The following is a 19,736-nucleotide window of genomic DNA, read 5'->3' on the forward strand; positions in this document are numbered from 1 at the left end:
AATTGAAAAAAGTACAAAGTAAAACTATGTCACAAGAAACTAAGCATAAAAAAAAGAAGCTGTCTCATTAATTTGAGGCAGTTTTTTTGTTTTCTACTTTGATAAATTGATGTTTATTCGTATCTTATTGATTGATAATCAGATATATGAATACTAATTTCAAAGACTATAATCAGCAGCAAAACTGGCTTTTTCCACCTAGTATTGAAGAGCTTATTCCAGAAGATCATCCAGTGCGTGTAGTTAATGGCGTGGTAGAACAGTTAGACCTAAATTTATTGATATCAGAATATAGTAAAGATGGTCAACCAAGTTACCATCCCAAGATGATGCTTAAAATTATGGTTTATGCCTATATGGATAATACCTACTCCAGTCGTAAGATTGAGAAAGCCATGGGTGAGAATATTAACTATATGTGGTTGAGTGGAAAGCAAGTTGCTGACCACAATACTATAGCTAGGTTTAGAAGTAAGAAACTAAAAACCATATTTAAAGATATCTTTAAGCAGGTAGTCTTACTGCTTGCTGATGAAGGTCTGGTTACTTTAAAAGAGGTCTTTACTGATGGAACTAAGATAGAGTCTGTGGCTGGTCGCTATACCTTTGTATGGGGTAATGCTATAAAGACTAGAAAGAAAAAAATGGTTGAGCAGTTAGAACAGATGTGGCAATATGCACAAAGCATCGCAGATGATGAAGATAAAGATCCCACACCACCAGACTTCAAAGAAATAGACCAAGACAAGGTAAAGCAAACGGCAAAGAAGATTAATAAAATCTTATCTAACAACCCAAAGGCTGGTAGCAAGCAAAAAGCTAAACTACGTTACATTGAAAAGAACTTTGCTAGCAATCTAGAGAAGTATGAGCAACAAGAAAAAATACTTGCCAAACGCAATAGTTACAGTAAGACCGATCCTGACGCTACCTTTATGCGCATGAAAGAAGACCACATGAAAAATGGTCAACTCAAACCAGGTTATAATGTTCAAATAAGTTCAGAATCACAATTTGTAATCCATTACTCCTTACATCAACAAACTACGGATTATCATACCCTAAAACCCCATTTACAGACTTACCAATACCTTTATGAATCCATGCCTGATCGAGTTGTCGCAGATGCTGGTTATGGAAGTGAAGAAAACTATGAATACTTAGAAGATAATAATGTTGAAGCCTATGTGAAGTATAACACCTTTGACAAAGAACATAAAAACTATAAGACCAAGAAAAAGGCTAGCGGAAAAGATGATTTTCATAGAGATAGCCTACACTATAATGAAAAGGGAGATTATTATGTATGCCCTATGGGACAACGCATGGAAAAACAAAACGATAAAAAACAGAGAACTAAATCTGGATATCTTCAATACACCAGTGTCTATCAAGCACAAAACTGTAATGGTTGCCCATTAAGAAGCTTATGCCATAAATCTGCTAACCATAGAACTATACAGCGCAATCATAAATTAGAGCGTCATAAAGAAATAGCTAGGCAGCGACTTAATACTGAGTTAGGAGAACAAAAAAGAATACAGCGCACCGCTGATGTAGAACCAGTTTTTGCTCACATTAAATCTAACCGTAACTTTGAAAGATTTACTCATAAAGGCATCCAAAAAGCTGAATTAGAGTTCGGATTACATGCTTTAGCTCATAACCTTAAGAAGAAAGTGGCATAGACAAGTCTAATCTTATTCGTCCTTATTTAAAATCAAACAAATCTTGAAACAAAATTTACAAATCTTAAAAACCGCCTCATTAATCTAAATGAGACGGCTTCCTTGTACTAATAAATTAAAGAATCGAATTAGTCGATTACTCTAACATTAACGGCGTTTAAGCCTTTCTTTCCTTCTTTAAGTTCAAATTCAACTTTGTCACCTTCACGGATCTCGTCGATTAAACCTGTTACGTGTGCAAAATGTTCCTGACCTGATCCTTCTTCTGTGATAAATCCAAATCCTTTTGCGTCATTGAAAAATTTTACTGTACCTGTACTCATTTGTAATAATTTAAATTAATAATACTTCTTATTTAGCTTCAAAAGCCGTGCCACAAGAGTATTCACCATGACTAAGCTCGTTATAACTAGAAAAATGATAAAAATTAAATAAGAAATCCTACTAATCTTTATGATCATATACTCCAATCACATTGCAAAACTAATCTTTTTATTTGATCTGCAATAACTTTTCCTCAAAATACCTTGATAATTTTCAATTTAGTAACACTTAAGTGGTTAAACTACTGTTTACTAAACATTTGAACTAGAGATAATCAAGAGTAATTTGATTTCTAAGCTTCTTGTAAATCTTTCTTTGATTTACGGTACAAATAGCTGGTAAAAATGTTACGCTTTGCAAAACGGTAACGATTATCGGCATTTATAAGCTTTTTGAAAATCTTTACGTCCACACCAAAATATTCATAAGTCTTTCCATCAGTAAAGGTTACTTCTAGAACGCGTCCTTTATGATCAAAATCTTGGAATCCTGTGTTTGTAATCGTTTCTGTGTACTCGTCTAGTTGCGCCTCTTTAGTTTCTGGCGCGATACTTACAAGAAAATGATAACCATCTATAATCTGACGGCTCATTACTTCTGCTTCTTCTTTTTTAGGATCTCCATCTTGAAATTTATCAGGATGCCATTCTTTAACAAGATTGCGGTAACTTTTCTTTAATTCTTTAAGGTTGATGTCTTTCTCTACGTTAAACATCTTTTTGTACTGATTAATACGCTTCATGTGCTCCTCTTTTTAAGGCGGCGCAAAAGTACATCTTTAATAATCATGTGTACGTTAAAATTTACAAGTCTATTTAACTGATTTCAAACTTTCTGGATGAATCTGTTTTTGAGATGGTTTTACAACAAAAGGAGTGAACCAGTCCCAAGTAAAACCTATCGTGAATCGAGGGAAACTATCTAAAAATCTATAATTATAATCATCTCGACCAAAAGAAAATTGAGCCATAATACCCAAATCATTATCACGAGGATACAAAATAGCACTTGTAACAGATCTATAAGGATCACTAGATGGATGCGACCCTAAAGTAACATTTAACTGCTGACTTATGGTGTAACGCATTTTTTTAAGATGAGATGTAAATTCATAACCTAACTCAAACTGATGACGTCCATAGATATCTATATCTCGAGGGTTATATCCTCCAAAATCAGCTACTCCAATAAACTTATTATGATATAACTGATATGTAGTGGTAAACGAATGTATTTTTTGAGGTACATTTTGATCATTAAACGTATTGATCCTATAATTAAGGCTTAACCTTGTTAAGTTAGTAGAAAAATTACCAGTACTTCTATTCAGTAAGGCAGCTAGATCAGTATTATCAGTAAAGCTGTCATATATAGCTATGCTTTCTTCAGAATTATCTTCAAACTCAGTACTAAAAGCACTTCCAGCTTGTCCATTGCTGTAATGACCAGATTCAATTCCAGCAGTAAAAAAATTATCCTCATTAGTTTTAAAAATCTTCTGCCATCCTATTAGGATTTTATAAGATGGTGTTTTCACAGGTTTAGATTCTTCATCATAAATTCTAAATTGGGGTTGAAAAGAAAAATAAACCGCGTCACCAGTAGTAATTGTATCTCTATTTAAGGCTTGACGCATGTCATTATATAGTCCATAATAAACCACAGGACTTGCTTCAATCAATATTTGCTCATATTGGTTATTTCCCAATCCTACAGATACATCTGGTCGTACTGAAATAGGATAATAATCCTTAAAGCCGCCACGAGTTTCGTTTTGACCAGCTGAATGATTGCAAGTAACAATTGTGATAAGAAGAAAAATAAAAAGTAATTTTCTATGCATACATAAAATTATTAAAATTTAGAATAGGTAAGTGATAACTAAAATGGAAGATAGAATTAAATTGAAATAGAATCCGCTTTCGCGAAAGCGAATCAATAATATCTCAATAACCACTAAAGTATAATGAATAGCAATGCGTGATTATGAAATCAACCACTATTAATTGTCACAAAACTAATATAATAGCTAGCTTTAACCGTTAAAACGATCATAAGCGCGTTTATTAATCTGCAAATAAGATGATTGTTTACTTTACAAGTCTTCTCAACGCAACCCATTGTTTGAGCATATCTCGAGAGTCTGCAGCTGGATAGCCTAAAACGGTTTGACCTGCTTTTACATTATTCATCACACCACTTCCTGCGCCTACCGTAGCTCCAGATTCAATAGTAGTATGATCTTTAATACTTGCGCTTCCACCTATGACTACTCCATCGCCTAATGTTACTGATCCCGCAAGTCCACTATGACCTGCCATAATGCAAGATCTTCCCATGATGCAATTATGAGCTATTTGTACCAAATTGTCGATTTTACAACCGTCACCGATAATAGTAGAGTTAAATTTAGCTCTATCCACACAAGAATTTGCTCCTATTTCCACGCCATTTCCTATCACAACGTTTCCTATATGCGGAATTTTTACTAGTCCGCGACCATCGTCTGCAGGTCGGTAACCGAAGCCGTCTGCGCCTATACTTACATTATTATGAAAGATACACTGTGCTCCTATTTGAGAACGCTCTCTTATCACTGTACCTGACCAGGCAACAGTTTGAGGACCGATGGTAGAATCGTCAAAAACACTAACGTTGTGATACAATATAACTCCATCACCTAGAGTGACATTTTTGCCTACATAACAATGTGCGCCTATTTGAACTCCTTTTCCTATAGTAGCCGTTTCATGAATGACTGCTGTGGGATGGATTTCTGTTTCAAAAACTGGCGTTTCTGGCTGGAAAGCTTCTAAAAGCTTTGCCATAGCAAGATCAGCATTTTTTACTTTTACAAAAGCACGATTTTCTCCAGGTTCTAAATCTATAGTATCATTTATAATAGCAACCGAGGCGTTAGAGTCTGCCCAGAATTTAGCATACTTTCTATTGCCTATAAACGTAAGATCAGTTTTTTTGGCATTTCTTATCTCTTCTACTCCAGTGATAGAATGAGTCGTATTACCTACTAACTCGCCTTGAAGAACTTCGTTTATTTGTTGTACTGTAAATGAATGCATAGATTATTTTTTAGGTAGATTTTACCGAATGCGGTAAAACAAAAAAGCTGCTTAATTAAAGAAAACTTCAATAAAGCAACAAATTTAAGCTATAAATATATTATCAGCTTTTCAAACTCTCCATATCGATAACAAAACGATATTTCACATCACTATTTTGAACTCTTTCAAAAGCGTTATCAATATCTTGCATATTGATCATTTCTACATCTGACACAATATTATGTTCTGCACAAAAGTCTAACATTTCTTGAGTTTCCTTAATTCCACCTATTAGTGAACCAGCTAGTCTTTTTCTTCTTAAAATAAGATTACCACCGTGAACATTTTCTAGAGGTTCAATTGCGCCTACTAGACACATGGTTTTATCTCTTTTTAATAAAGCGAGATAAGGATTCACATCGTGACCTACAGGAATGGTATTTAATATAAAGTCAAAGCTGTTATTGTGCTCTTTCATTTGATCTTTATCCTTTGAAATGATCACACTATCAGCACCTAGACGTTTTGCATCTTTAGATTTTTCTTCACTTGTGGTGATCATAACTGTTTCTGCTCCCATTGCTGCAGCAAACTTGATTCCCATGTGACCTAAACCACCTAAACCTACAATTCCTACTTTATCACCTTTTTGAATATTCCAGTGTTTTAAAGGAGAATAGGTTGTAATTCCAGCACATAATAAAGGTGCAACCGCTTTGATATCCAGGTCTTCAGAAACCGATAAAACAAATTCTTCTCTAACCACGATTGTAGTAGAATAACCACCTAGAGTGTGACCATCTAAAAATTTATCTTTACTGTTATACGTACTTGTAGAACCATTTTCACACCACATTTCCATATCTTCTTCACAAGCACTACATTCTTGACAAGAGTCTACCATACATCCTACTCCTACAAGGTCTCCTACTTTATATTTGGATACTTTACTTCCTACTTCTGTAACTTTACCTATGATTTCATGACCTGGAACAATAGGGTATTTTGCATTTCCCCAATCGTTTAATTTTGCGTGAATATCACTATGGCAAACTCCACAATACAGTATGTCAATCTTTACATCTATATCATGTAAATCTCTTCTATCGATGGTCATTTCCCCAAAATTTGCATCTGCACTTGATGCTCCGTAAGCTTTAGCTTCTAACATTATCTTTCTATTTTATGCTTGCAAATGTAAATCTATCGGGAGCCACCTTCGGTTAAGAGTGCGTTAAAGAGTACATCTTGTAAGTTGCTGATTGTAATTCCGCTTTCGCGAAAGCGGGAACTCAAAAAGACCAGCTAACTATTATATTTGCTTAAAAAAAAGCATGCACATCGTTTTAGTGGAACCAGAAATTCATACCAATACAGGAAATATAGGACGTCTAAGTCTTGCTACCGGATCGCATTTGCATCTAGTGAAACCATTCGGATTTGAACTTACCGATGCTCGACTGAAACGTGCAGGACTGGACTACTGGCAGCATATTGAGTTAACGATATATGAAAACTTTTTAGAGTTTTTTGAGAAAAATAAAGATCGTAATATGGCTTTTTTAAGCAGTCATGGTACTAAGGATTATACCGAGATTCCGTTTGATAATGAGGTGATGTTGGTTTTTGGCAAAGAATCTAAAGGTTTGTCAAGCGAGATTACAAATCAGTTCAAAGATCAATTATATACAATACCGCAATACAGTAAACACATAAGAAGTATCAACCTTGCTAACGCAGTTGCAGTGATCACCTATGAAGGATTACGCCAATTGCGAGCATAAAAAAGTCGTCTCACGTGATGACGTAAGACGACCTCGTTAATTAGAAATCAAATTGATTTACTTAAGAGAAATCATTCTCTTAGGCTGCGGAAGCGCTTCTTCTTTTTTAGGAAGACTTATAGTTAGAATTCCATTATCGTAAGCGGCGTTAATTTTATCTTGGTTCACCGTTTCTGGTAAATTAAAGCTTCTTTTAAATGACTGCTTACTGAACTCCTTTCTAGTAAACTGCTCTGTAGTTTCTTCATTAGTTTTCTCTACCTCAGATGAGATCGTCAATAAATCGTGATCTACCTCAATAGAAACTTCTTCTTTCTTAAAACCAGGAATACTCATTTCTAAAGTAAAAGAGTCGTCTTTCTCTGATACATTTACCGCTGGTAAGAATGATCTATTTGCAGGCTCGGTGCCTCCTAAATAATCGTTGTTAAACATCTCATCTATTAAAGATGGTAACCAGTTGTTTGCTGTTCTTGTTGCTAATTTCATAATATAATTTTTTAAGGTTTTTATTAATTACAAAATCAAATAGTCAAAGAAAATACCAAAGTAAAAAAGCGACATAATGTCGCTTATAAATCAAAAACAACTGACTAAACGTCATTAATTACTATTTATAGTATGAATTTGCATCAATTCTGACGGTGGAATCTCACCATGCGGATATTTCAGCATCGTTGCTAATAGACTATCAACTGTAGATTTCCTAAAACCGTATTGCAATGCTACACTGTGCAGCAATTGTAATTCTAACTCATCTACATGACCATCTATATGCATCATTAACATCATTCTGTGAAAATGAAGAATGCGCTTTGCAAACTTTTTAGGAATAACTGTTTCTAATTCTTCTGGATGTTTCATCATATAAATCACATCACTAGCATCTAGTTCCATTCTTTTACCGACTGAAATTATAAAAGCAACTTCTTCACTTTTCAGCTGATTATCTGCGTGGGCCATTAGAATTAGCTCACTTATGATATGTTTTTTTTCTTGTGTTGTATAAGTCATGATATTCAAATTGTTTGTGAAAATAAGAATTTGTTGTGAGTAACTTCTTTGCATTACTCCTACTTTTATCAAATGAAAGCATTAATCATAAGAATACGTTCCTTTATAAATACCATAACTGGTAGTATTGCCTTCTATCCTACTTTTTATGCCATAAGCGCAGTAGTTTTTGCTCTTATAATGAAATGGGCAGAAGAAATGAACATCTCTTCTTACCTCCAAGAACATCTTCCACAACTCGTTATTAATGACATAGAAACAGCAAGAACTATATTGACCACTCTAATTGCTGGCGGTATTTCAATGCTTGTCTTTTCTTTCTCCATGGTGATGCTGTTATTAAGTCAAGCGGCAGCAAATTATTCACCTCGTGTATTACCTAATTTAATATCTAATAGAAGGCATCAATTCATTTTAGGAACTTTTCTTGCTACTATTCTTTATAATATAATCACTGTTATAGGTCTGGAACCAACAGATCAAAAATACCAATTACCTGGATTTTCTGTGTTATTGGGAATTATTTCAGCTTTTTTAGCATTGGGTGCATTTGTTTATTTCATCCATAGTATATCAACTAGTATTCAAATCAATAATATTTTAGAAGATATTTTCAAAAAATCTTCAGATCGGTTAAAAATACTTATTGATGAAGAAAAATATGCCGAAGATTTTCCTGATACTTCTGATTGGCACGTTTATAAAACTAAAAAGAGCGGTACGATTCAAAATATAAGCGTCAACGGACTTAAAGAAGCAGTTGAGGAATTTGAAACAAAATTTGAGGTGTTAATTGTTAAAGGTCAATACATATTAACAGACTCTGATATGTTTCTATCAGAGAAAGAATTGAAAGATGAAGAATTAGAAGAAATCTATAAGAACTTTAATTATTCCGAATCTGAATTAGTTAGTGATAACTATGCTCTAGGTTTTAAACAAATTACAGAAATAGGAATAAAAGCTATGTCTCCAGGAATAAATGATCCCGGAACTGCCATCGATACTATAGACTACTTGACGGAGCTAGTGAGAATAAGAATGCAAAAACAAGATCATAGTATAAGCTCTAATAAAGAAGACAAGCCTGTTTTAAAAGTAAAGGTTATTGCATTTGAAACACTTATTTACAACGTATTTGCGTCTTATCGCAATTATTGTAAACACGATCTTACGGTGATGCAAAAGCTATTACAATTGTTTTCTCGTTGCATAGAAAGAGAATCATGCCAGCGATCATATCACGAAGTACTTCATAATCAGGCAAAACTTCTCATTCACGATGCCGAAGAGTCCATTTCTAACCAACATGATTTAAACGTCTTGAAAAACCAATTTCAAGAAATAGAAGATAAAATTAAAAGCATTAACTGAATTAACCTGAGTTCAAGGTAAAAATGTCTGAAATAATATATTTATTGATAAGATATTAAATAAAGAGTTGAGAGGTCAGTTTGAGCGCAGTCGAAAACGAGAAAACATAATAAACCCTTAAACAGTCTCGACTGCGCTCGACTTGACTATTTTATTAATGTTTGAAGGTCAATAATTTATTTATGATCTCAGGTCGAACTGACATTTAATAATCGCTATCGCTATTTTAATCGTTCCCATGATTGAGTGCGATAGAAAAATGCAACATAACCACGCACCATCAATTTATTACTATCGTCTTCATTAAGCCAAATTTTGCAGGTATAAGATTTTCCATTCTCAGGATCTAAAATGGTTCCATTTTTATATTCGTCACCTTTCTTTTCTAGATCTTGAATGATTTCCAGACCGATGATCGGTGCGTCTTTTAAGTCTCCTTTGCACTCCACACATAATGGCTTCTCTGGAGCTTTATCATCAAGTACTTTAATCACTTTACCATAAACCTTTCCGTCGCGTTTATAGATTTCTACATGTGACTTTACCTCGCCACTATCATCATCAATCGTTTTCCATGTTCCTGTGATGTCTTGTGAGTTCGCTTTCGCGAAAGCGAAAACCATAAACAATACTGTAATAAAATATTTCATTTTTATAGATTAAAAAACCCATGTAATTGTCGTACATGGGTTTGATTTATTACTAATTAGTAAGGAATTACTTGTTTAACATTCCTTCTTTAAGATCCTCATCTGCTGGGTCATCACCTAACCAGATTCCGAATAATCCTTTTTTGAAATTAAGACCTTCAATAGTTCCTATTTTCTTGCCGTTTTTAGAAACCATTGTCCCAGTTCCAGGCAAGTAAGCAATTTCAAAGTGGTCTCCTTTTACGATAGCATCTTTAAAGAAGCCTATAAACGTATCGATCTCTTTTTTAATCGCTTTTCTTTCTTTACTTGTACAACTATCACCAAAACCATCTTCTACAGCCGTTTTCATTTTGTCTTGAGTAACAGCCTCGTCTGTGATGTCTAATGTGATTACCATAGCTTTATCTGCTTTTACAAGTGCATTTCCATCGCTTGATTTTTCAGTTAGATAAAGAGCACCCACATATAGATCATACCAAAGTTTTTCTCTCATACCAGCGCCGTTCAATTCTAGCTCTTGGCCAGATACTGTTATAGATTTCTCTACGCTTACACCGTTAATCGTTTTTTGAGCAGTAGCTGTATAGGTTCCTAAAATTGCTAAAGCCGCAAGAAGTAATTTTTTCATTTTTTAAATTTTAAGTTTTTAAAGATACTATGTTGTTTTCAAATTCCGTGCCTTTAATGCACGAAGTGATGCATTTAATTCAAATCCTAATAATAAAAGATTGGCATTGAGCCAAATATATACCATCAAAATTAATAAAGCTCCTATAGATCCATAGATTTCATTATAAGAAGCAAAGTTATCTATATACACTCCATAAAGGTATGAAAATAAGATAATTAAAAAGGTGGTAACTACTGCTCCTATAGAAAAGAATCTTGTGTTTCTACCTTCTTTAGTTCCAGTATAATATAAAGTGCAAACAAAAATAAATAACATGACCACAAGGGTAACGTAACGTATTAACTTTAACCAGACTTCCATTGAGTCTTCGGTCATGAAGTCTCTTGCTCTCAATTCTGAGATCCAATATTCTACGACACCAGCTAAAACAACTCCTAAAAATAAAAAGACAACAAGAATTACAGAAACTCCTAGTGACACAAAGTACTGTCTAAAAAAACCTCTATTTAGGTCAGAATGATAACTGCGTTCAAATCCATTAAAAATAGCGTTGACACCATTTGCCATTAAGAACAACGAAGTAAAAAAAGCAATGGTTAATAAACCTGTATTTTCTTGTAAAGCGATCTCCTTAAAAATTTCATCAAAAGCACCGGCAGCCTGTGCCGGCAACAAGTCGTTTACAAAAAAGAGTACTTCTTCTTGAAAGTTATCTATTTCTATAAAAGGAATAAGGTTTAATATAAACAGGATAAAGGGAAAAATAGCCATAAAAAAGCTGTAGGAAATAGAACTAGCTCTTGCAGAGAATGCTCCTTCCACAATTCCTACTGAATACGTTTCCCATAAATCCCAAGCGGTCATACCTTGAAAACCTGGTAATTTCCACCTGTTTGTTATGGCAACAAACCATGAAATTATAGGGATGCGATCTAATATTTGTTTAAACCTACTCATGCATCGCCTTAAGGCTTAGGTCAAGGTTATAAACGCTATGAGTAAGTGAACCACTAGAAATAAAATCTACTCCGCATTCGGCATATTTTCTAGCTGTATCAAGGGTAATTCCACCACTACTTTCGGTTAGGCATTGGTCTCCTATTAGTTCTACCGCTTTTCTTGTATCCTCGTAATTGAAATTATCAATTAAGATACGATACACACCTTCATTGGTTAAAATTTCTTTGATCTCTTCGAGGTTACGCGCTTCTACAATAATCTTTAAATCACGATTAGTGTCTTTAAGGTATTGCTTTGTTTTTTGAATCGCTTTAGAAACGCCACCAGCAAAGTCTATATGATTATCTTTAAGCATAATGACATCATATAACCCAAAACGATGATTCACTCCACCACCTATATCCACAGCCCATTTTTCAAGAATACGAATTCCTGGAGTTGTTTTACGAGTATCTAAAATTTGAGTTTTAGTTCCTTCTAGAAGATCTACAAACGACCTAGTTTTTGTTGCAATAGCACTCATACGTTGCATGGCGTTAAGTGCTAGACGTTCCGCTTTCAATATGGACTGAGAAGAACCAGAAACGTAGAATGCTTCATCACCATATTTTACGTGAGTTCCATCGTCTATTCTTACATCTACTTTTAAATTAGGATCTACTTCTTTGAATACCGCTTGCGCGAAAGCAACACCAGCAATAATCCCTTCGTCTTTTACTAGCAATCTTGCCTTACCAATAGCCGTTTCTGGAATACAGGACAAACTACTGTGATCTCCATCTCCTACATCTTCTCTTAATGCATTTTGAATAATACGTTTGATTTCTTTTTGAGCCTCTTGTGAGTTGTAGTCCATTTATAGTTATTTTCTCTTCAAAAATACAGATTTACTTTATTATTGAGTAGTGTTCATATAAGCTTATGTGTGGATTTCATAAGAAACTTACTGTAAAACGCTACTTTTAATATATGACTAGTATAATTAGTTGGTTCTTTTCCCTTTTCATTTGTTGTTCTAAATTCGCATCATGAAAATCACACTTCTAGCCGTAGGTAAAACAGACGACTCTCGCATCGATCAACTCACACAAATGTATGTAGATCGACTGGGTCATTATATCAATTTTGACCTTGAGTTCCTACCTGATTTAAAGAAAACCAAAAACCTAAGTGAAGACCAGCAAAAAAACGAAGAAGGAAAACTTATTCTCAATAAATTAGAGAAAAGTGACTTTGTAACGCTACTAGATGAAAAAGGAAAGAAGTACACCAGCATGCAATTTGCCGAGTTGATCAATAAACGTAGCATTTCTGGATTAAAACGATTGGTTTTCATCATCGGAGGACCTTATGGATTTTCTCCTGATGTGTACTCTAGAGCCAATTCAAAATTGTCATTAAGCGATATGACTTTTTCTCATCAAATGGTACGCTTATTTGCTGTAGAGCAGATTTATAGAGCGTTTACTATACTTAGAAACGAACCTTATCATCATGAGTGAAAGTCTAAATAGAAATTTATTTTAAATTTGATTGCTGAATATTTTGTCTTTGCAAAAGCGGAATTAATAAATACCAAATTACAAAATCAATTATCCATGAAATCATTTATACTAATTTTAGTTACACTTTTATCCTATAATTGTTATTCACAAGACCCTGGTCTTGAAATAGAGATAAACGAGATGGAATTAATGGAAGAAATAGGGATGGAAGAAGTTCCTTTATCAGAAATGAAAGATAAAGCTTCATACTTTACAAAAGGAGGTAAATATGGTTTTGTTTATCCAGAAGGCGTTTTTCAAGACCCAATTTATGATAAAATCTCTTTCGGTAAGGAGACTTACATCGTAAAAAAAGGCGAAAAGTATGGTTTAACAGATTTAAAAGGAAAAGAAATAAGTAAAATAGAATTTGACAGTATTGGTGGATTGTATAATGGTTTCATCATGAAGAAAAATGGACATTATGGTACATTCACTATTGCTGGCGAACCTATTTTACCTATCCAGTACAAAAAAATATTAGCTTTTAATAAGCAAATGACTTTCATAAAAAATAATAAAAACAAGATACAATTAATATTTAATAAGTCATTAAAAATATTTAAAGAGGATATTGAATATGTAGAATTATATGGAAATCTTGCTATCATGAAAAGCAATGGCAATTATGGAGTTATAAAAGAGCAACAAGTTTTGCCTTTTGTTTATGATAGTATTTCCTACGGTGTGTCAAAAAGTCCAGCAGCATTGAGAAGAATGAGAAAGAATAAATCTTATATTTTCGATCAGTTCAACCTGAGAAAAAATATCAAGGAACTTATTCTTTATAAAGACGATAAAAAAGGTATTGCTGACGATATGGGAAAAATTATTTATCCGCCTGAAAATGATGAGATAAGCATGAGAACCTCTTACAAATATTATCTCGTTAAAAAAGGCACTCTTAATAGTATATATTTTCCTATTTCTAAGAAAAAGACCGCATTCAATATTCAAAGAGCTTATGCTGATGGTGTAGGCTATGTTATGGCTGTTAAAAATGGTAAAACTGGTGTTTATGATCTTCAAGGTAACCTTATCATTCCTTTTTTATACGATAGCAGTTCTTCAATTAGGCAAGTTAGTAGTGGCTTGGGTTTTAAAGTTTCCAAGGATAAAAAAGAGGGAATCGTAGATAAAGAAGGAAATGTTCTCGTACCAGCCATTTATGATGAAGTGGGTTCTTTCTATGATAGTAATTTTCGCGATTATGTTCCAGTGCAATCTAATGGCAAGACAGGAGTGGTTAGTTTAGATGGCAAGTTAATTATACCTATAGAATATGAATGGATAGGTGTAGAAAATGATTTCTTCAATGTAATGACATCAAAGCCCGAACGTAAATTCGGTATTTACGATCGATTAGGAGAACTTATTGTGCCTGTAAAATATCAGTTTATTGCTCATACAGATACTCGCAACAGCTCACTAACCGTCTTAAAAAGTGGAGATAAATCCTTTAATTTTCTTAATGAAGAAAAGGAATTGATATTTAAGAATATTATCACAACTTATGGGTATGTATTAAAAGAAGATAGACTCTTTAATCCTTTAAATAGTAATGGTATAAGTCAGCTATATGTTCAAAATAATAAAGGTAAGTATGGTTTACTTAATGAATTTACAGGAAATTTAGATGTAGCTATAAAATATGATAGCATTATCCAAAAATTTGAAACTGTAGATCACACCTATTATAGTATTAAAAAGGGTAAGAAATATGGACTAATAAATGATGCTAACGAGATTATTTTACCTTTTAAATATAAGGATATAGACTTAGATTTTATATCAGCAAATCCTATTAATGGAAAAGGTGATAAATTTAGTATTGTGGTACGTAAAGGTAAAAAATACGGCGCTGTCAACTTAAAGAATGAGGTGGTAATACCTTTTCAATATGACTATTTAAAACGCCTTTCTTACCACAAGCTATTTAAGGCTCAGAAAAATGAAGCGTATGAAATCATAGGCGTTAATAATGAACCCATTGTAAAAGAAAAATTTGATGAAATAGCAAATTTTGAAATAATGGAAACCTCTTATTACAGTGATAAAACCACTTATAGAGCCTTAACTTTTAAGGATGGTAAAATGCGTGTTATTACAAATGATGGCAAATTTATAAGCAACCCAGTAACTATGGAACTACATCATGGTTATACAACTTTCAATGAATTAAAAGAAACATTAGTAAAGGCATTAAATAGCCCAGAGAACGTATTGCTAAAAGAATTTGTTGATAAAATTGCGCCGTCTCAACATATATTATTTTATTTGAAGAAAAATATCTTTAATGATCAATCGCTTTCTTTTACCAATATTGATTACATAAAAGAGAAATATCTTAAAGAATTATTGAGGTTCAAATATTCATATTGGAAACCTGAAAATGGAAATGGTTATAATAAATCTTCTCTTAATAAAGTTAACGATTACACTATATATAATAGTAACATAGTTACTAATAAGAGATATATAGATCATGCCTTTGGCAACACAAAATACATGGAGAAATTTCTAAGAAATTCTATAAAGGTAAATGGCTACTGGATCAGTACCTATTTTATGAAACGTGGATTTTGAAGGGAAATTTCTACTTTTAAAAATGGGGAATAAACTCTTTACCTAATAAATTCTAAAATCTCAAGTTTCACAAGTTTGTTGATTCAAACTATAATGTTGATAAAAGTTCATGAAAAAACTAAGATTTGCCGAGTTGATCAATAAACGCAGCATTTCTGGATTAAAACGATTGGTTTTCATCATCGGTGGACCTTATGGATTTTCTCCTGATGTGTACTCTAGAGCCAATTCAAAATTGTCATTAAGCGATATGACTTTTTCTCATCAAATGGTACGCTTATTTGCTGTAGAACAGATTTATAGAGCGTTTACTATACTTAGAAACGAACCATATCATCATGAGTAATCGAGTTTTTCCAATCTTTAAATTATCCTAATGTTCCAAGGAAGAAAACTTGTCATTGCAACAAAGCATCGTAAAGAAGAGGTCATCGCTCCTTTATTAGAAGAAGCCTTACAAGTTAAATGCTTTGTGAACGAAGGTTTTGACACCGATATTTTAGGTACATTTTCTGGTGAAGTAGAACGTAAAGAAGACCCCATTTCAACGGCAAGACAAAAATGCCTCATGGCAATGGAAGCAAGCGATTGCGATCTTGGTATTGCAAGTGAAGGTTCTTTTGGTGCGCATCCATCTGCTTTTTTTGCTAGTGCAGACGATGAATTCCTCATCTTCATCGATAAAAAAAATAATCTAGAAATCGTCGCAAGAGAGTTGAGCATGGAAACCAATTTTAATGGTCAAGAAATTACATCATTAAAAGAACTGATTGAATTTGCTAAGGAAGCTCAATTTCCTTCACATGCTTTAATCTTACGTAGATCCAAAGATGACACTACGGATATCATAAAAGGAATCACCAATGATGTTCAATTACAGGAAGCGTTTGAACAGCTTAGCACCATTTCAAACAAAGTTTACGTAGAAACAGATATGAGAGCGATGCATAATCCGAGTCGCATGAAAGTTATTGAAGCTGCAACTAAAAAAATTATCAAAAAAATTCAAACTGCATGTCCTAAATGCAATATGCCTGGTTTTGATATTACTGAGATTAAAAAGGGTTTACCTTGTGATCTTTGCAGTCAGCCTACTAATTCTATACTAAGCCATTTAAGTATGTGTAAGCATTGTTCTTTTACAAAAGAAGAGTTTTACCCTAATGATAAGCAAACAGAGGATCCCATGTATTGTGATTTTTGTAATCCATAAATTGGAGTAGTTTGTATAAATCTTATAAACCTTTTAAAATTCAAACTTTAATTAGAGTTTGTTATCAAATTCAGATTTGAGATCAAGTTCGAGTTAGATTCTAAACTCAAAATCTTTGGGGTTGTCTTACTTTCTTCTAGAAAACACCTACTTCTTGCTAAGGCGATACTTCACAGGTTAGCTAACGATTTTTTTAAATTTGAGTTCAAATTCTAGTTCGAGTTCAAGTTCATTCATTTGCTTCCTTAATTTATTCTAAAAAGCCTCAATTAAAATTCCCGCTGGCTTACTTTTGTAGAACTTTTATGAAAAAAATATCTACAAAAACAATTGAAGATTTAGAATTTGATGTAGTTCTTACTCAGGCTAGTGCTTATTGCGTTACAGAAGATGGAAAAGCAGCTATTACAAAACTACAGCCTTTCACGACTAAATTCCTAATTAATAGAGAACTTGCCTATACTAATGAGTATTTATGGTCCTTTTCTAGCGAGCACAGAATCCCTAATCATGGTTTTGATGTTATAGATAAGGAGCTTCAGTTGTTAGGTATTGAAAATAGCACCTTAGAAAAAGAAAGCATTAGAAAACTAGCCGTTTTACCACGCACCGTAAATGAGCATATCAAGTTTTTTAAAAAACTACAAGAGTATTTCCCACAACTACATAAAAGACTAGAACATATTGCCTATAACGAGATCATCCCAAATCAGGTAGATGCCGTAATGGACCGTTTTGGCGAGATCAAGGATGACGCTTCTCCTCTATTAAAGAATCTTAGAAGAGAAATGAACATTGTACGAGGGCAGCTCAATGGTAGTTTTGGCCAGGCATTGAGTCATTACAGCCAGCTGGATTATCTAGATGAAATAAGAGAAAGTGTTGTAGAAAACCGCCGTGTACTAGCTGTAAAAGCTATGTATAGACGCAAGGTAAAAGGTAAAATGATGGGAAGCTCTAGGACTGGAAGCATCTCCTATATTGAACCAGAGCGTGTGTTAACGCTTTCGCGAAAGCTGTCTGAATTAGAAATTGAAGAACTAGAAGAAATACAACGAATTTTAAAAGAGCTCACAGAGTTTTTAAGAGCTTTTATTCCAGAATTTGAAGAGTACAAAGAATATTTAACGCACACCGATGTGATTGCTGCCAAAGCAAAATACGGTAGGAAAATCAAAGGATGTTTACCCATGATGGTAGATCATCAAGAGCTGGAATTAGTAGATGCTTATCATCCACTGCTTTGGGTTGCTAATAATGAGCGAGGAGAAAAAACGTATCCACAAACGATACGACTAGCGCCAGATAATCGCATTATCGTGATCTCTGGTCCTAACGCTGGTGGTAAATCCATAACCTTAAAAACTATCGGTCTACTGCAGCTCATGATTCAAACCGGGATGCTGATACCAGTTCATGAGAAAAGTAGGATATGTATTTTTGAACATGTATTGACAGATATTGGTGATAATCAAAGTATTGATAATCATTTGAGCACCTACAGTTACCGACTTAAAAACATGCGTGGTTTCTTAAGAATCGCAAATGATAAAACGCTGTTTTTAATTGACGAATTTGGAACAGGATCTGATCCAGAATTAGGTGGAGCGCTGGCAGAAAGTATGCTGGAAGAGCTCAACGAGCGTAAATCTTATGGCATTATTACAACCCATTATACCAACCTTAAAATGCTGGCAAATGAGTTGCCAGAAATGACTAATGCAAACATGTTGTTCGACTCCAGATCGCTAGAACCTGTCTATCAATTACAATTAGGAGAAGCTGGAAGCTCTTTTACGTTTGAAGTTGCACAAAAGAATGGTATTCCTTATTCTTTAATTAATAAAGCCAAAAAGAAAGTAGAACGAGGCAAAATACGTTTTGATAAATCTATTGCCGCTCTACAAAAAGAGCGATCCAACTTAAGACGTAATAATGACAAGTTGCGAGATAAAGAGGTTCAAGCCACACAACGTGCAAATAAACTAGAAGATACTCAAGAAAGAGTGCATCAAAAGTTACAAGACTTTCAAGAGTTGTATGATGGTTACCAGCGTTTTATACAGTTAGGAAAGAAATTTGACAGCATTGCAGAAAACTTTGAAAACAATAAGAAAAAGAAACTTCTTGTGGACGAGTTGATGAAATTAGTCATCACTGAAAATATCAAGCGCAAGCCTAAGCAAAAGAAGAAAACTACGAATTCCAAGAAGGAAAAAGCTGTTAAAGGAAAGCAAAAACAAGTAGAAAACGAGGTGATTCAAAAAGTTCAAAAAATAAGAACCGAAAGAAAAAAGGCTAAAGTAGAAGAAGTAAAAAAAGAAGAAGAAAAGCCACAAATACCTTTAAAAATAAATGATAAAGTACGCCTAGCCGATTCTAAGTCGGTAGGTACTATCGATAGTATAAGTAAAGGAAAAGTAACTATTAATTATGGTTTTTTCACGACTATTGCGCCCATCGAGCAATTAGAAAAAGTAGGGAAATAAATGAATAAAGATCAAGATATCGTGTTATTTGATGGAGTTTGCAACCTTTGCAATGGCGCTGTCTTGTTCATCATAAAGCATGATAAAAAGGATCGTTTTCGTTTTGCAGCCTTAGAAAGTAAAATAGGTGAAGAGCTACTTGCTAGGCATCAAATAGACCCAACAAAGATAGATTCTATCGTATTGATTAGTGGAGATACCGCTTTCGCGAAAGCGGGAGCAGCATTACGCATCTCAAAACATTTAAGTGGTTTGTGGCCATTACTTTATGCATTTATCATTGTCCCTAAATTTATTGCTAATGCCGTATATGATTTCATTGCAAGAAACCGGTACAAATGGTTTGGAAAAAAGGAAAGTTGTATGATTCCTACGCCAGAATTGAAATCTAAATTTCTGTAATTCTACACCATA

Annotated in this window: 19 protein-coding genes and 1 pseudogene; 9 read left to right on the top strand and 11 right to left on the bottom strand. The window is 33.8% G+C overall.

The features are described 5' to 3' along the window. Nucleotides 1–146: 146 nt before the first annotated feature. On the top strand, nt 147–1,688 hold the full coding sequence (locus DDD_RS15225; RefSeq protein WP_015363644.1) for an IS1182 family transposase: 1,542 nt from the start codon (nt 147–149) through the stop codon (nt 1,686–1,688). A 128-nt stretch (nt 1,689–1,816) separates the two neighbouring features. Here DDD_RS15225 and DDD_RS15230 read toward each other — a convergent pair whose 3' ends face one another. The 5 genes from DDD_RS15230 to DDD_RS15250 form a co-directional block, all read right to left on the bottom strand. Continuing rightward, nucleotides 1,817–2,011, bottom strand: coding sequence for a cold-shock protein (locus tag DDD_RS15230; RefSeq protein ID WP_015363839.1), 195 nt, complete (start codon nt 2,009–2,011; stop codon nt 1,817–1,819). A 293-nt stretch (nt 2,012–2,304) separates the two neighbouring features. Next, on the bottom strand, nt 2,305–2,754 hold the full coding sequence (locus DDD_RS15235) for a KTSC domain-containing protein (protein WP_015363840.1): 450 nt from the start codon (nt 2,752–2,754) through the stop codon (nt 2,305–2,307). Nucleotides 2,755–2,823: 69 nt separating this feature from the next. Beyond that, nucleotides 2,824–3,855, bottom strand: coding sequence for a hypothetical protein (locus DDD_RS15240; RefSeq protein WP_015363841.1), 1,032 nt, complete (start codon nt 3,853–3,855; stop codon nt 2,824–2,826). 247 nt (nt 3,856–4,102) lie between these two features. After that, nucleotides 4,103–5,092, bottom strand: coding sequence for a UDP-3-O-(3-hydroxymyristoyl)glucosamine N-acyltransferase (gene lpxD, locus DDD_RS15245; protein ID WP_015363842.1), 990 nt, complete (start codon nt 5,090–5,092; stop codon nt 4,103–4,105). 103 nt (nt 5,093–5,195) lie between these two features. After that, on the bottom strand, nt 5,196–6,245 hold the full coding sequence (locus DDD_RS15250) for an NAD(P)-dependent alcohol dehydrogenase (RefSeq protein WP_015363843.1): 1,050 nt from the start codon (nt 6,243–6,245) through the stop codon (nt 5,196–5,198). A 163-nt stretch (nt 6,246–6,408) separates the two neighbouring features. On the opposite strand from DDD_RS15250, the gene DDD_RS15255 reads away from it, so the two are divergent. Further along, the gene (locus tag DDD_RS15255) at nt 6,409–6,858 is read left to right on the top strand and encodes a tRNA (cytidine(34)-2'-O)-methyltransferase (protein ID WP_015363844.1); all 450 of its coding nucleotides are present in this window, start codon (nt 6,409–6,411) and stop codon (nt 6,856–6,858) included. A gap of 57 nt (nt 6,859–6,915) precedes the next feature. Here DDD_RS15255 and DDD_RS15260 read toward each other — a convergent pair whose 3' ends face one another. Both DDD_RS15260 and DDD_RS15265 read right to left on the bottom strand, forming a co-directional pair. Continuing rightward, nucleotides 6,916–7,347: an Hsp20/alpha crystallin family protein gene (locus tag DDD_RS15260; protein WP_015363845.1), complete on the bottom strand. Its 432-nt coding sequence runs from the start codon at nt 7,345–7,347 to the stop codon at nt 6,916–6,918. 114 nt (nt 7,348–7,461) lie between these two features. Continuing rightward, the gene (locus DDD_RS15265) at nt 7,462–7,926 is read right to left on the bottom strand and encodes a tellurite resistance TerB family protein (protein ID WP_015363846.1); all 465 of its coding nucleotides are present in this window, start codon (nt 7,924–7,926) and stop codon (nt 7,462–7,464) included. 18 nt (nt 7,927–7,944) lie between these two features. Between DDD_RS15265 and DDD_RS15270 the strand changes: the two genes are divergently transcribed. Then, complete coding sequence (locus DDD_RS15270) at nt 7,945–9,246, top strand: DUF2254 domain-containing protein (protein WP_015363847.1); 1,302 nt, start codon at nt 7,945–7,947, stop codon at nt 9,244–9,246. Nucleotides 9,247–9,467: 221 nt separating this feature from the next. Here DDD_RS15270 and DDD_RS15275 read toward each other — a convergent pair whose 3' ends face one another. From DDD_RS15275 to nadC, 4 genes are all read right to left on the bottom strand, one after another. After that, a complete protein-coding gene (locus DDD_RS15275) occupies nt 9,468–9,896 on the bottom strand; it encodes a DUF2147 domain-containing protein (protein ID WP_041567211.1) in 429 nt (142 codons plus the stop codon). 67 nt (nt 9,897–9,963) lie between these two features. Beyond that, nucleotides 9,964–10,527: a chalcone isomerase family protein gene (locus DDD_RS15280; protein ID WP_015363849.1), complete on the bottom strand. Its 564-nt coding sequence runs from the start codon at nt 10,525–10,527 to the stop codon at nt 9,964–9,966. A 27-nt stretch (nt 10,528–10,554) separates the two neighbouring features. Then, nucleotides 10,555–11,487 (bottom strand): YihY/virulence factor BrkB family protein, encoded by a 933-nt coding sequence (locus DDD_RS15285; RefSeq protein WP_015363850.1) that lies wholly within the window; start codon nt 11,485–11,487, stop codon nt 10,555–10,557. Further along, on the bottom strand, nt 11,480–12,346 hold the full coding sequence (gene nadC / locus DDD_RS15290; protein ID WP_015363851.1) for a carboxylating nicotinate-nucleotide diphosphorylase: 867 nt from the start codon (nt 12,344–12,346) through the stop codon (nt 11,480–11,482). The genes DDD_RS15285 and nadC overlap by 8 nt, the downstream gene beginning before the upstream one ends. 172 nt (nt 12,347–12,518) lie before the next feature. Here nadC and rlmH point away from each other — a divergent pair, with 172 nt between their 5' ends. From rlmH to DDD_RS15320, 6 genes and pseudogenes are all read left to right on the top strand, one after another. Beyond that, nucleotides 12,519–12,992, top strand: a complete 474-nt coding sequence (gene rlmH / locus DDD_RS15295; protein WP_015363852.1) for a 23S rRNA (pseudouridine(1915)-N(3))-methyltransferase RlmH — start codon at nt 12,519–12,521, stop codon at nt 12,990–12,992. A 96-nt stretch (nt 12,993–13,088) separates the two neighbouring features. After that, nucleotides 13,089–15,620 (top strand): WG repeat-containing protein, encoded by a 2,532-nt coding sequence (locus DDD_RS15300; RefSeq protein ID WP_146250810.1) that lies wholly within the window; start codon nt 13,089–13,091, stop codon nt 15,618–15,620. Between the two features lie 124 nt (nt 15,621–15,744). Continuing rightward, nucleotides 15,745–15,966, top strand: a pseudogene (locus tag DDD_RS15305) (23S rRNA (pseudouridine(1915)-N(3))-methyltransferase RlmH); the annotation flags it as partial. 30 nt (nt 15,967–15,996) lie between these two features. Beyond that, on the top strand, nt 15,997–16,833 hold the full coding sequence (locus tag DDD_RS15310) for a DUF6671 family protein (protein ID WP_015363855.1): 837 nt from the start codon (nt 15,997–15,999) through the stop codon (nt 16,831–16,833). 305 nt (nt 16,834–17,138) lie between these two features. Then, entirely contained in the window at nt 17,139–19,322 is a 2,184-nt protein-coding gene (locus tag DDD_RS15315; protein WP_015363856.1) for an endonuclease MutS2, read from the top strand. After that, on the top strand, nt 19,323–19,724 hold the full coding sequence (locus DDD_RS15320) for a thiol-disulfide oxidoreductase DCC family protein (RefSeq protein WP_015363857.1): 402 nt from the start codon (nt 19,323–19,325) through the stop codon (nt 19,722–19,724). The last annotated feature ends 12 nt before the right edge of the window (nt 19,725–19,736 follow it).

The organism is Nonlabens dokdonensis DSW-6, from assembly GCF_000332115.1.
In the GTDB taxonomy this organism is placed as follows: Bacteria; Bacteroidota; Bacteroidia; order Flavobacteriales; family Flavobacteriaceae; genus Nonlabens; species Nonlabens dokdonensis.

Excerpts from the sequence above, each read along its gene's own strand:
- DDD_RS15225 (WP_015363644.1), top strand. The coding sequence starts at position 147 with ATGAATACTAATTTCAAAGACTATAATCAGCAGCAAAACTGGCTTTTT.
- DDD_RS15230 (WP_015363839.1), bottom strand. The coding sequence starts at position 2,011 with ATGAGTACAGGTACAGTAAAATTTTTCAATGACGCAAAAGGATTTGGA.
- DDD_RS15235 (WP_015363840.1), bottom strand. The coding sequence starts at position 2,754 with ATGAAGCGTATTAATCAGTACAAAAAGATGTTTAACGTAGAGAAAGAC.
- DDD_RS15240 (WP_015363841.1), bottom strand. The coding sequence starts at position 3,855 with ATGCATAGAAAATTACTTTTTATTTTTCTTCTTATCACAATTGTTACT.
- lpxD (WP_015363842.1), bottom strand. The coding sequence starts at position 5,092 with ATGCATTCATTTACAGTACAACAAATAAACGAAGTTCTTCAAGGCGAG.
- DDD_RS15250 (WP_015363843.1), bottom strand. The coding sequence starts at position 6,245 with ATGTTAGAAGCTAAAGCTTACGGAGCATCAAGTGCAGATGCAAATTTT.
- DDD_RS15255 (WP_015363844.1), top strand. The coding sequence starts at position 6,409 with ATGCACATCGTTTTAGTGGAACCAGAAATTCATACCAATACAGGAAAT.
- DDD_RS15260 (WP_015363845.1), bottom strand. The coding sequence starts at position 7,347 with ATGAAATTAGCAACAAGAACAGCAAACAACTGGTTACCATCTTTAATA.
- DDD_RS15265 (WP_015363846.1), bottom strand. The coding sequence starts at position 7,926 with ATGCAAAGAAGTTACTCACAACAAATTCTTATTTTCACAAACAATTTG.
- DDD_RS15270 (WP_015363847.1), top strand. The coding sequence starts at position 7,945 with ATGAAAGCATTAATCATAAGAATACGTTCCTTTATAAATACCATAACT.
- DDD_RS15275 (WP_041567211.1), bottom strand. The coding sequence starts at position 9,896 with ATGAAATATTTTATTACAGTATTGTTTATGGTTTTCGCTTTCGCGAAA.
- DDD_RS15280 (WP_015363849.1), bottom strand. The coding sequence starts at position 10,527 with ATGAAAAAATTACTTCTTGCGGCTTTAGCAATTTTAGGAACCTATACA.
- DDD_RS15285 (WP_015363850.1), bottom strand. The coding sequence starts at position 11,487 with ATGAGTAGGTTTAAACAAATATTAGATCGCATCCCTATAATTTCATGG.
- nadC (WP_015363851.1), bottom strand. The coding sequence starts at position 12,346 with ATGGACTACAACTCACAAGAGGCTCAAAAAGAAATCAAACGTATTATT.
- rlmH (WP_015363852.1), top strand. The coding sequence starts at position 12,519 with ATGAAAATCACACTTCTAGCCGTAGGTAAAACAGACGACTCTCGCATC.
- DDD_RS15300 (WP_146250810.1), top strand. The coding sequence starts at position 13,089 with ATGAAATCATTTATACTAATTTTAGTTACACTTTTATCCTATAATTGT.
- DDD_RS15310 (WP_015363855.1), top strand. The coding sequence starts at position 15,997 with ATGTTCCAAGGAAGAAAACTTGTCATTGCAACAAAGCATCGTAAAGAA.
- DDD_RS15315 (WP_015363856.1), top strand. The coding sequence starts at position 17,139 with ATGAAAAAAATATCTACAAAAACAATTGAAGATTTAGAATTTGATGTA.
- DDD_RS15320 (WP_015363857.1), top strand. The coding sequence starts at position 19,323 with ATGAATAAAGATCAAGATATCGTGTTATTTGATGGAGTTTGCAACCTT.